Genomic DNA, 13239 nt, shown 5'->3' on the forward strand with positions numbered 1-13239 from the left:
TTATATAATTGAATACGTATTTAAATACCATTTTTGAAATGTATAAAAACACCAAACTCTCATACTATTATCTTCTTTTGAACTTAAATGATTATTAACCAACGTTGAAATATCATCAATATTAAATAAATTTTGAGATTCTATCAATTTTGGTTCTATATAAGATAAAAGTTCTGATTTTAAACTAGACTTTAACCAATCACCAACGGGTACCCCAAATCCTTGTTTGGATTTATCTAAAAACCCAGGTTCAAATTTGTCTGCAAAAGCTTCCTTTAATATATATTTTTTATTCCAACCTTTCATTAAATAGTTTTCAGGTAAGGAGTTCGTTAAATCCCAAATAGCTTTGTTTAAAAATGGTGCTCTACATTCTAATGAGCATAACATACTTGTTCTATCTACTTTAACAAGCATATCACCTTCAAGGCTTACATTTTTATCAACCATTCTAAAGTCAGTGAGGCTTTTAGGGTTCTGCTGATTATATTTGCTTTTAAGTTCGAAAAACGTATCTTCAATTAAACAATCGCTTTTTATTAATTGAGATTTTTCATTGTCAGTGAATGCGAGAGAAATAATATTCCAATATTGATTGCCGTCATAATTAAATGCATTCAACAGTCTATTTAAACTAAAACGTTTCCCTCTATTATCATCTTTAGTTTTTAATAGTTTCGAGGAATATTTTAAAATATGTTTATGTGCGTTTCTCGGTACTAGTGACGTATACCGATTGTTTAGTTTACCCATATAGTATTTATTATAACCACCAAAAACTTCGTCACCTCCATCTCCTGTTAGAGCTACTTTTACATAGTCACTTGCTAGTTTAGATACTAAATAGGTTGGTAATGCAGAAGAATCTGCAAATGGTTCATCAAAATTTAATAGAATATCATCAATATTATTTTTGAAATCTGATTCCTTAACTATAAATTCATGATGATTGCTATTTACAAGCTTTGCTACAACCTGAGATTTGTCCGTTTCATCATATACTTGTTTTTCAAAGCCAATAGAAAAAGTTTCTATTTTTTCGTTGGATATTTCAGCTAAACAATGTGTTACGACTGATGAATCCACACCGCCAGATAAAAATGTACCCAAAGAGACATCAGCTATTGATCTAGTTTCTACACTTTTCATTACTTCTTCACGGACTTTTTTCTTAGCATCTTCAAACGAGATATTTAACTTTTCAATTGATTTTTGCTTCTCAATTTCTTGGATTGAAAACGAGTCTTGTGATAAATCGAACTCAATGTAGTGATTGCTTTCCAGCTTGAAGACATCTTCATAGATAGAGTAGGGTGCAGGAATGTATGTTAACCTAAAATAAAGATTTAATCCTTTTTTGCATATCTGCGGTTTATGTGACAAATAATTAATTATAGACTTTAGTTCAGATCCATAAACAAAATCAGTTTTTGTTTTTGTATAGTATAATGGTTTTTCTCCAAAAAAATCGCGAGTAATAAAAACTTTATTTTCGGTTTTGTCATGAATGCTAAACGCAAACATACCGTCTAATTCTTTAAACGCAGCTACACCTTTTTGTTCATAAAGTTTTAGAATTACTTCTGTATCACTTGTAGTCTTAAAGGTTACTCCCGAATTTTCGAGTTGTTTCTTTAAAATTCTATAGTTGTATATCTCTCCGTTAAAAACTATTCCTATTTGGTTATTATCAGTGTACATAGGTTGCTTACCAGTACTTAGATCGATAATAGAAAGACGACGCATTGCCATTGCTACAGAGCTCGACTCTGATGCATCAATGTAAAAACCATCTTCATCTGGACCACGATGAAAAATGAGTTGGTTCATCTTAGATAATTCACTTTTCAGTAAACCATGATCTTTATATGTGTTACTTATAATTCCGTTTATTCCGCACATAGTGAAGTTTATTGGTTCTGTATAAATTGATTAAAAATAGAATAAATAGTTTTAATTTGATAGTCTTTAGCTCGCTGTAAGCTTAATCTACTATACTTTTCTCGTTCTTCAGGATAATTATTATAATATTCTATGGCTTTTTGTAAACCTAAATGGTCATCATTATTTACAAGAAGTCCATATTTTGCTATATGGAATTCCCCATTTTTTATGTCAACATCTTCATTTTCATTTAGTAATTCTAAAGGGCCAGATAAACAGTTAGTTGAAACGCAAGGAAGACCAACTGCCATTGCTTCTAAAAGCGCATTAGGAAAGCCTTCTGTAAAGGAAGAGAGTATAAAACAATTACTTTTAACAAAGTAGTCATTTACATTTTTCACTTTACCGCCTAGTTTTATTTTCTCTGTTAATTTAAGATTAATGATTTCGTTATTTAAATATTCATATAGTTCACCACCACCTAAAATCGTTAACCTAATGTTGTTTTCAAGTTGACTTAAGGCTCGAATAATCATTATCTGGTTTTTTCTTTTATTTAGAGTGCCTGCAGTAATTATATTTAATGTTTCGGTACTATTTAAAGTTTGCGGTGTTATTGTTTTTAATGGAATCTCTATAGGATTATAAATAACCTCCATTGGTATCTTAACGCCAAAATTATCTTTTAAATCCTTATTTATATGTGTTGAATTAGAGAACAAAGCGTCACATCTATTATAAAAAATAGGATAAAAAACTTTTGAAATATATAATGAAAGTTTATTTGTTGTATTATCAGAAGGGAAACCGCGCTCACTAATTACAGTTTTTACCTTTTTATTAAATATAGCCACTATCCCATTTATAAGATTTGGAAAAGCTAGAAAAGATATTGCAATAGCTATCTGTTCATTTTTTATGAAACGATAATATTTAATTAGAAAACTAATAAAATCAAAAAACCTTAAATAATAGGGTCTGTCAGGGCCTTTTTTAGAAAGTATGACTACGTTAACTTCTTTGGGTATTGGAAAATGAATGACGTTATAAAACAGAACAAGACTAACGTTATAATCATTTTTTAACTCTTTTAGTAATAGACTAATCACTTTTTCTGCTCCACCACTACCTAGGGATAGTGTTAGTATACTTATATTTTTTTTGGGGTCGGTCACGCTCTTTGTTTATTTTTTAAAATTTTCCCAATTTAAACCTCTAAAACATGGACCTTGAACCATTTCATTAAAAGTTATTCCGTTATGACCACCATTAAGTTCTATTAACTTCACTTTGTCATTTTTATCTACAATTATATCCCATCCAATACATCGAATAAAAGGTACTCTTCGATGTAGCTTTTTAACTTCGGCTAAACAATTGTCGAAAGCAGGTAGCGTTTTTCCTGCAAATAAAATCTCATTATCAGGCAAGTGCTTCGTAGATTCTGATTTTGGAAAATATGCCGTATCACAGAGTTTACCAGTTCTAATATCTATAGGTATTCTCATTTGTCGATCAGATATAACGTGTGTATCATTCCCTCGACCAAATCGAAAATAGCCTGCTTTCACATCAATATTCCCATCATTATCACATGTTGATGTAAGACGGATTGTAGCAACTGATGACTCATGAAACTCGTAGAAAAATGGATGCTGTTCAATGTATTTTTGAAACACCCCATTTCCTAATTTTTTTATATAATTTAAATCGAATGATTTCTCGTCAAAAAAGTAAACTCCTTTTCCCTGTAAAGAATTTTCAATTTTATAGACAACTTTTTCATTTTTCGAAAAAAGTGTGTGTTTTAATTTTTCCTGATTTAGAATCTCATAGTTTGGGTTTAAGAATAGATGATTTACGTAATAACAAATATCTAAAGAATCAGGCTCTTGCAATAATTTACTAATTACGGCATTTCTATCACATATTTTCCCGTAATCACCCTTTAAACTTGGAACCACATATTCTCCGTAAAAATTATCAGGAATCCATCCTTCTTTAAATTCGTTAGCAAAAGCACTATAGACAAATAACCATGGAGCATATATTTCATTACTGAATACATCTTTAGCATATTCTTTACATAGTTTTTTAATATTGGGATCAAGTTTTTGCTTTTCACTTTCAACAAGTTTGAGCATTCTATATGCTTCCTTGTTTTGTTCGTAATGATATATATAGGTTTTGCCTTTAATCAGTATATTTTTTGCTATATTTTTTACAGCTCCCATGAATGTTTTGTTTAGTTACTTTATGATATCAGTTTAAAAGTTTAATAAAGAAGTTTTCGTAATCGTTAATAATTTTATTTTTATTAAACTTTCTATAAACAGATTCTCTAATTTCTTTTGGATCCCATTGTCTCTCGTCATTAAGTCTTTTTAGAAATTCGTCTTCGTCTTCAACTAAGAATCCATTAACTTGGTCTTCTACGATTTCTTTAGTTCCTCCTGGTGCGTTAAACGCAATTACAGGTGTTCCCACGGCACAACTTTCTAATAATGCATTGGGGAATCCTTCAGAAAAGGATCCTTGTAAAAACATGTCATTATCAACTAAATATTTTGACACATTAGCGGTATAATCTATAAAAATCACGTTATCCTTTAATCCTAATTTCGTTACTTCTTTAATTATAGTATCATAATATGTTCCTTCCCCAATAATGGTATATTGAAAAGGAAAAGATAGCCTACTTAGTACTTTAAGGATTCTAACATAACCTTTAGCTTCACTTAGTCTACCAACAGTAATATATTTCTTTATTTTATTCGTATTCGTAGTCGTATTTTTAATAATGTTTGTTTGTGTAACAGGGTTGTTAATGATTGTAATAAATTCATCTTTAATCCCAGAAGTATTCATTAAATTCTGTTTCATATCAGCCGACTGACAGATATAATGATCCAATTGTTTTAATCCAAACTTTTCATAATTAAAGAATAGCTTTATTAACGATTTTTTCTTTTTTCTTGGCTTGTTATAATTAACAGGTGTTCCGGGTACGCCAGCTTGTCTACCAACATAAATAGGATCAGAAACGAATACCGAAATTAGTCCCATCATTATATTTAAATGCGCAATACAACTAACCACTACTTGAGGTTTTTGCTTTGCAATAAGTATTGAAACTTCGAATACACCATTAAGTACGCGCGACTTATTTAAGAAAATCACAGGAATACCAGTCACCTCAAACTTACTTTCATTTTCACGACCGATAACAATTAATGTAACATCAAATTTTTCTTTATCTAAATTTTGTGACACAAATGATATAATACGTTCTGCTCCACCAGCAAATAGAGTAGGGAGTATAAAAAATATTTTACTTTTCATTCTAGCTCTTGGATTTTTAAAAGTTGACCAAATTTATAATCCCATTCTTCTTGAATAAATCTTTGATGGCCTGAGTTGTGATGAAATGTTATTTCCCCAAAGTATATAGATCCTTTTACTAAATATAGATCTACTCTGACATAAATAAAGTCTTGAGCTAATTTCTCTACTACCATTTTCATTTCTTCAAAATTCTCTGGCTTCTCAAGGTCTTTTCCATAGGGTCTTCCCCAATTACATGGAATAAGATTCCAATCTGTATCATAAAGGTTTCTTGTACGCTTATTAGTATGCCGATCAAAATCAATCATTACAAAAGCTAATTTTCCATTAAAACAATGAAACTTATAATCTTCAGGGATACTGCCATCCTCATAGGTTAGTAACTCTTCAGCAATTATGCAAGGCTCAATATTTTTATACTGCCACTCTCTTGAGCTATAAAAATAATTTTCTTTTAAATGTCTCCTAAATCTTTTTCGAGCAGCTTTCCAATCCACAGAAGATTTATCTCTAACTATTAATCCTCCAGAACTGTTATGATTAGCTTTGATTATAAAATTACTATCAGGTAAATTCTCTGGTCTAAGATCATTCGCATCTTTTGTGTGTAAAAGTAATGGTATTAGGTATTTGGCCCCAACCTTCTTTTCGACATATGCTCTGACTTTATATTTGTCTGCTACAATTGTCTGTAAGTCTTTATGATTGTAAAGTTTTAACCAATTTATTTTTTCATTAAGCGTTTGAGGGTCTTTTAAGTTTAACTCATAACCCATACGTTCTTTAAATTGCTTTTTTATAATGTACTCATCAGACATGTATTTTAATACAAACTGATATAATAAATATATAGGTCTTGCTGCATTATATCCAAAGTCTGAAGTTCTGTAAATTTGTGCTACTTTTTCTTTTAAATTTTTCATTTCAAAAAGACTGGTTAATTTAGATGCTTTATGATTTGTTTAATATTTACCTCACCAATAACTTTAGCTGGTACACCGGCAATAATAGTGTTTTCTTTATCAAAAGACTTATTTACAACTGCATTTGCCCCAATAGCCGTATTATTTGGTATGGTAATATTTCCATAAATTTTTGCTCCAGGAGCAATGTAAACATTATCTCCTAACAGAGGAGCTTCTTCTTCACCACCTGATGCACCAATATTTACACACGCATGCATTCTACAATTAGCACCTACTTTAGCGTTACCGTTTATTACTATAGTGCCATAATGAACTATGGCTAATCCAGGCCCAAATACATTAGTTGGTATAGAGAAGCCAAGTTTTAGGGATATTTTTTTGAATCTATATTTTAGGTATAAATAATAAATTTTTGAAAGCCCTTTGTTTTTGCAATTTGTATAGTATTCTAGTTTTCTAAGTGTCCTTTGAAAGACCCAAATCATATTAGGTGATATAGAAGAAATGATTGATCCTAAAACACTGTTTTGACCAATACGTAGGGCTTTTCTATCTTGGTCTAAGTAATATTTATAATCTGTTTTATTTTGTATCATTATTTTAATTAATCTACTGTTATTCTATTTAAGAAACTTAACTTTAATTTATTTGATACTTGAGCAGCAGCTCTCTCGTGACCATAGCATGTCCAATGAGGATCATGTTCAAATGACCAACTTTTATCTTTAGAAGAGTCGAGTATGATTGTTTTAAAACCCATAGATTTAAAAAGGTTAATAATGTTGTCATCACTATTTGGTTTAAAAACAAATATTTTATTCTCTATTTTGTAATTGTTTTTAATATAATTTAAAAGAACTCTTATTCTTGTTTCATTAATTTCAAACTTACTTTTTTCAGTTTTGTCTTTTTTTGAATCCGCGATGCTTTCATTTTTAAAATTTAAAGGAAATCTATTGTAAAGATAATAAAGTAGTTTCCATGAATATAGCACTTTTTTTAAACCAGGAGATTTCATTTTGCCATGAATAATGACTTCATCTTTGGTATTCAATTGTGTAATATCATTTAAACTTTTAATTTCCTTTATGCTTTCGTAAATATCACCATTGCCCGTATGAATTAATGTTGCTATTGGATTTAAGGTATCAGTTTGTTTGCTTATTTCCATAGATTCAATTAACGTTACACCTGATCGGCTAGCCTCAAGAAAATTGTAGTTTGGTATTTCCCTTTTTAGATAGGCAGATTGATGACAATCATTTGGATTCATGAAATTCTCAATAAAAGAATCCCCAATTATTGTTATAAGGTTGTCATAATTGTCCGGAAGTTCGCCTGGCCATCCCAAGCTATTAACCATCCATTTATGATCTCCACCCTTCCAATAACCTTCCTGATTAGGGTAGTATTTTTGAATACCCATATCATCTATAGTACGGTATGGAATATCCGAATTGACATGGGTTAATCGCACTACGATTTCGCCAATGCATAAAGCAACTAACCCAAATAAGATTATATTATTAAAGAATTTTTTCATTATTAAAACTGAAAATATATGAATTGTTGTTCTTCACCTGTAAAGCTAAACATTAATACGATTAATAAAATATAAAAAATCCAGCGTATAGGTCTCTTCATAAAATCAATTTTTTCAATTGCATATTCTCCTCTTCTACCTAGCCACTCAGTAATGATAAAAAACAGAACTAATAAGAGTATCGTGCTTGGAAATATTTCAATTTTATAAATCAAGGATGCAGTAAACATGTTTTGCAAATAAGATAATGCATGTAAAACGTTATCTGCTCTAAAAAACACCCAAGCTATAAGTGTAATAAAAAATGTAAGTGCCATTTGACCAACTTCCTTTATGCTTGGTAAAAAATTATCTTGAGCAACTAGATCGGTATTTACTCGATTCTTATTTGTTAATAATAATGGTAAAAAATATAAAGCATTCAATGCTCCCCAAATGATAAAAGTCCAATTGGCTCCATGCCAAAACCCGCTCACAATGAATATGATAAATGTATTTCTGATTTTCATTTTAAGACCTCCTCTGCTTCCTCCTAAAGGAATATATAAATAGTCTCTAAACCAAGTAGATAATGAAATATGCCAACGTCTCCAAAATTCAGCTATGTCTCTTGAAAAATATGGAAAAGCAAAATTTCTTTTCAAATTAAAACCAAACAATCTAGAAATTCCTATTGCGATGTCTGAATACCCAGAAAAGTCACCATAAATTTGAAACGCAAAGAAAAATGCACCAAGTAGAAGTGTGCTACCGTTATATTCGGTATGATTATTAAAAATGATATTTGCATACTTCGCGCAATTATCTGCAACGACTATTTTTTTGAATAATCCCCATAGAACTTGACGCAATCCATCTACTGCATTGGCGTAATCGAAAGAGCGCTTTTTAGAAAACTGTGGCAATAAATTTGTAGCCCTTTCTATAGGACCTGCAACTAATTGAGGGAAAAAACTTACAAATGCCATAAAGCCAATAAAATCTTTTGTCGGCTGTAATTTCTTGTTGTAAACATCTATAGTATAGCTTAATGTTTGAAACGTATAAAAACTAATACCAACGGGTAGAATTATATTTAGAGTGCTTAAATTTAGTTCTTTTCCGAAAAAAGTAAAAGAGTCAATTAAGCTATCTATGAAAAAATTATAGTATTTGAAAAAGCCTAAAAAACCTAAATTGACACAAATACTAATCCATAATAATAGTTTTCTTGTAGATATTTTTTTTGTCTTACCCAACCATAAACCAATGGAGTAGTCTACTATTGAACTAAATAAAATTAACGATAAAAACTTCCAATCCCACCAACCATAAAAGACATAACTGGCAATTGCAATTAATAGGTTTTGTGTCTTAATACGTTTACCACCAATAAGCCAATATAGTCCGAATACTATCGGAAGAAATAGAAAAAAATCTATGGAATTAAATAGCATATTGGTTAAAGAATTGGGTCGTCATTTTAGTTGCAATAATAATAATAAGTGGTAAATATGTTATATCTAATTGTATTAATCAAAATTATTCTATGAATTGTTTTAATAACCCCTTGATTAACCAAAAATTTCAGCTTTTAAGTGAGATGACTGACAATGTTAATAATACATTTTCAAATTTGTCATAGGGTTTATGCTTAATTTTCATTTTCATCTAAAAAATCAAGATGTCCTTCATTTAGTTTATTATAATCAATTAAATAACCAACCAGTAAAAACAACACAAATAAATATGGCTGGTTAAGTACAGTTTGCAGACTTACCATAAAAACATACAATGTCAATAATATGGAGATAGCAAAAAATCGAAGATGTATTTTTAAAGTAAATGTTTTAAAGAAATAGTATGATAGAATAAAAATAAAGAATATAAATGTAAAGACTCCTGCATCAACCCATACACCAACATATGTGTTATGACCTCTCATAACTCCAGAAAAATTAACTCCATTTCCTAATAATGGATTTTCGTACATGTAATGGAGTATGTTTTTTAATAAATCTCCACGTCCAGAATTATCTACTTTATCTAAATTTAAAGTGAGTATGTTAATTATGTTATCAACTTTAGTAATTTGAGCATCTGTAAGGTCCAAATCCTTAGTTTGAGATTTTAAAGAAAAAATACCTGCGTACATAGCAGTAACAGCTACACCCAAAAGTACTACCCTAATACCAGTAAAAAAAGTATAATTGGTAATAAAAAAGATTATAGTGAAAACAAATAGACCAGTTGTTGAAAACGTTAAAAATATGCTGTAAAATATAGTAAGAAGTATTAAAATTTTAAAAATCTTAAAAGGTAATTTTGTGGGATTATAAAATTTATCAAATAATGTGTAGGCGATAATACTTGCAAGGGCAGCATTGTTAGCATCACCATAAAGTCCAGCCGCGCGATCTATACCATAAATATTAACTTCACCAGTTACTATACTATAGTTGAATTTAACAAAAATAATAGTGACAACAGACGATATGACAAAAGTAATTGTAATAACTTTAAAGAATATTTTATATTCATCTTTATTGCTTAATAAAAAATAGAACCCTGTATAATATATTATTGGGATTAGAGTTGCTATAATTGAAGCAGGAAAACCACTAATGCCAGTTGCTAGTATCGCAAAACAGTAATACATAATATAAAAGATAAACCATAATCTGCTAGTAGATGAGGTTATCTCAATGTGTTTTCTAATCATGAATATGCCAGCAACTATAAGCCCAAGGTTAAGATATGCAATATTTGCAGATATGGTAGAAGAGGAGAACTTGTATATAACACCTTGAAGCTGTAAGCAACTAAAAACCAATGGCCAATAAAAGCAGACATAAACAATAAGCTTATTCATTATGAATTAACAATTTTATTAATTAATAAATTATACCTTTCCGTGATTGCTAAAATATGATATTTATCAAGAGATTTAATACCCTCATTAGCTAGTCTTTTTCTTAGCTTTTCATTACTTAAAAGATTAATTAAAGCGTTCTGCATTTGAGACATATTTTGATTTTCAATAAGTAAACCATTCACATTGTCTTCAATAATATCGGAAGGACCTGTTTTACAATTAAAACTAATACACGTCATTCCTTGAGACATAGCTTCTAGTAAAACCATCGGTAAACCTTCGAAACGGGATGATAATATAAATATAGAGGATTGATACATAACCTCTGAAATATTATCAATAAATCCCGTGAAAATAATTTTATCTTCGATAGAATTTTCAATAGCAAGTTTTCTTAAGTAATTTATACCTTCATCACCAGCACCTGCTATTTTTAATTGCCAATCAGGATGTGCTTTAAATACAGGTGCCATCAAATTTATTAAATTATCGAAACCTTTATGGTGATATCGATTTAAATGCCCAGCAGCTAGAATAACTTTTTCTCTCTTATTCGAATTAGTTTTAATAGCTTTAAAACTGCAAGGGTTTGGCATTACATAAACATTTACTCCATATTTTTTATAGTATTCAATGTCAAATGATGTTAATACAGTAACAACGTCCGCTTTTTTGTAAACATATTTTTTAGTAAAATTAGTGATGTGTTTTCTACCTTGCATATATCTCAAATGGGAATTATGTTCTTGAGCAATAATTTTTATCGAAAACAGTTTAGCTACTATTATAGTTATAAGATTAGTTAATGTCACAAAGGATATAATGACATCTGGTCTATTAGATTTGTTTTTGTAATGCCTACTGAGATTAATAATACTTCTAAAGGTGTGACTTGGTATATACTTAGTTTGTTTTAATTTTACCCTTTTAATATTAGAGTCGAGTTCATATTCCTTCCTTCCTTCAAACAGAGTAATTACTGTAATTCTATTTTCTCGATTTTTCGCTAAGTTATTTACCATAAGCGTAAGAACTCGTTCTGCACCACCTCCACCTAAAGAAGATATAATAAAATCTATTTTCATAAGCTTATTTTTTTATATTGTTTGTAAGTAAAGCCAAAGTAAAAACAACTACTAATTATTAATACAAAAGTTGTGCTTAAGGCTAGACCAAATACTCCATATTTCTTTATAAAAATAATATTCAATATTATGTTTACTGCTAGATTTATTAAAGAAATTTGTGCCATAAATTTATTTTTATTTATACTAGTAAGGAATTTAACTATGATTAATGTACAAAGATAAAATGGCACATTTGCAAGTAGAATTTTCTGTATTGTAGAAACTTTTAATGTATCTTGATGTGTAAATTGATTTCTTTCAAGCCACATCTGGACAATCCATTCTGAAGAGAAAATAACTATAACAACTATAACAATACCTAAGCTAATGACTATTTTTAATACCTTAAAAAGATAATGGTACGCCGATTTTAGATCTTCATTAACAAGTCTAGAAAAGTGAGGTAATAAAACACTGCCTATAGCCATAATGACAATAGTGACACCAAATGCAGGGACTCTATTTCCATAATTTAAAGCCGCGATTGAACCTATTACTAATTGTCCTGCAAAAAATTGGTCTATAAAACTGTTCATAATAGAAAGAAAACTAGACGTTATTTTCGGAGGCATCTGTCGTAGCATTAACTTAGCATTTGCATTTATAAAAGGTTTACTTATGGATAAATACTGATGTTTTATAGAAAAAGAAACTAAAAAAATGAATCCGATGATACTACCAGCTAGAGTTCCATAAGCTAAAACCATATTTCCTAAACTATCTCTAAGATAAAATAAAAAAAACAGCATAGTTATTAACGGGAAAAATTGAGACACATTTGCTATTAAAAATCGATTTTCAATTTCTAAAAGTCCAGAGATGACAGAAGAAAAGCCCCAAAGAACTAAGCTAGGTAATATAATGAACAATTGATTTTTAACTAGTTGATAATAGTCTTCAGAATGTCCTGGATAAATTTTTTCTAAAAAAAGATCAATAAAAAAATAGGATAAAATAATTGAACCAACAGAAATTCCCAATGTCATTAAAAAAATTACAGATTGAAAACTTGATTTATTACCGTTATTTTTAAGCTCAGTTATATAATTAGGTATAAACAAATGCTTTAAAGAATTTAAGAACACACTTTGTACAAAAGTTGGGATTAGAATGGCAACCAGAAATGTATCCAAAACTTCAGATAATCCAAAAGTACTAGCAATGATAGTTTCCTTATAAAAAGCAAGAGCTTTAATAAAAAAAGTAATCACAGCTACAATAACCATATTTTTTAATAATGGATTTTGATAGGTGCTTTTGAAGGTGTTAACTAGTTTGTTTTTATCAAAAAAAGTCATTGTAGGTTTTGATTTACTTTAAAATCACTTAAGCTTAGTGTATAAATGTCCACTAATTATGTCATTAAGCTATCAATATATTAGAATTTATATATGATTAGTTAAAGTTTGTTTAGCAAAGATTGTTCTTTTTTTTCTTAGATTAATAATATTAGTGGTAAATACAGTTTTTTTACGATTAAATTCAATCTTAGTACCTCTTAGCTCATTTTTTATCGATAAAAGACGTTGGTTTATGTATAGTTATACATTATAGTTTGTC

11 protein-coding genes are annotated in these 13239 nt (G+C 29.4%); all 11 read right to left on the reverse strand.

Translation table 11 applies throughout. The features are described 5' to 3' along the window. The 11 genes from asnB to murJ all read right to left on the reverse strand — a co-directional run bounded on the left by asnB (position 1) and on the right by murJ (position 12977). Positions 1-1902 (reverse strand): asparagine synthase (glutamine-hydrolyzing), encoded by a 1902-nt coding sequence (gene asnB / locus BLT80_RS10245; protein ID WP_092467596.1) that lies wholly within the window; start codon positions 1900-1902, stop codon positions 1-3. 8 nt (positions 1903-1910) lie between these two features. Next, positions 1911-3059 (reverse strand): glycosyltransferase, encoded by a 1149-nt coding sequence (locus BLT80_RS10250; protein ID WP_092467598.1) that lies wholly within the window; start codon positions 3057-3059, stop codon positions 1911-1913. Positions 3060-3068: 9 nt separating this feature from the next. Continuing rightward, entirely contained in the window at positions 3069-4118 is a 1050-nt protein-coding gene (locus BLT80_RS10255) for a sugar-transfer associated ATP-grasp domain-containing protein (protein ID WP_092467600.1), read from the reverse strand. Between the two features lie 28 nt (positions 4119-4146). Then, positions 4147-5226 carry a glycosyltransferase gene (locus tag BLT80_RS10260; RefSeq protein WP_092467602.1) on the reverse strand — a complete coding sequence of 360 codons (1080 nt, stop codon included), beginning with the start codon at positions 5224-5226 and terminating at the stop codon, positions 4147-4149. Beyond that, positions 5223-6152 carry an ATP-grasp fold amidoligase family protein gene (locus BLT80_RS10265; protein WP_092467604.1) on the reverse strand — a complete coding sequence of 310 codons (930 nt, stop codon included), beginning with the start codon at positions 6150-6152 and terminating at the stop codon, positions 5223-5225. The genes BLT80_RS10260 and BLT80_RS10265 overlap by 4 nt, the downstream gene beginning before the upstream one ends. A gap of 14 nt (positions 6153-6166) precedes the next feature. Then, positions 6167-6751: a serine O-acetyltransferase gene (locus tag BLT80_RS10270; protein WP_092467606.1), complete on the reverse strand. Its 585-nt coding sequence runs from the start codon at positions 6749-6751 to the stop codon at positions 6167-6169. Positions 6752-6759: 8 nt separating this feature from the next. Then, positions 6760-7698: a hypothetical protein gene (locus BLT80_RS10275; RefSeq protein WP_092467608.1), complete on the reverse strand. Its 939-nt coding sequence runs from the start codon at positions 7696-7698 to the stop codon at positions 6760-6762. 2 nt (positions 7699-7700) lie between these two features. Continuing rightward, positions 7701-9134 carry an MBOAT family O-acyltransferase gene (locus tag BLT80_RS10280; RefSeq protein WP_092467610.1) on the reverse strand — a complete coding sequence of 478 codons (1434 nt, stop codon included), beginning with the start codon at positions 9132-9134 and terminating at the stop codon, positions 7701-7703. Positions 9135-9331: 197 nt separating this feature from the next. Then, positions 9332-10549 (reverse strand): O-antigen ligase family protein, encoded by a 1218-nt coding sequence (locus BLT80_RS10285; RefSeq protein ID WP_092467612.1) that lies wholly within the window; start codon positions 10547-10549, stop codon positions 9332-9334. After that, on the reverse strand, positions 10549-11637 hold the full coding sequence (locus BLT80_RS10290) for a glycosyltransferase family 4 protein (protein WP_092467614.1): 1089 nt from the start codon (positions 11635-11637) through the stop codon (positions 10549-10551). The genes BLT80_RS10285 and BLT80_RS10290 overlap by 1 nt, the downstream gene beginning before the upstream one ends. Further along, positions 11634-12977: a murein biosynthesis integral membrane protein MurJ gene (murJ, locus tag BLT80_RS10295; protein ID WP_092467616.1), complete on the reverse strand. Its 1344-nt coding sequence runs from the start codon at positions 12975-12977 to the stop codon at positions 11634-11636. The genes BLT80_RS10290 and murJ overlap by 4 nt, the downstream gene beginning before the upstream one ends. Positions 12978-13239 lie beyond the last annotated feature (262 nt).

Origin of the sequence: Winogradskyella thalassocola, assembly GCF_900099995.1 — a bacterium.
GTDB classification, from domain to species: Bacteria; Bacteroidota; Bacteroidia; order Flavobacteriales; family Flavobacteriaceae; genus Winogradskyella; species Winogradskyella thalassocola.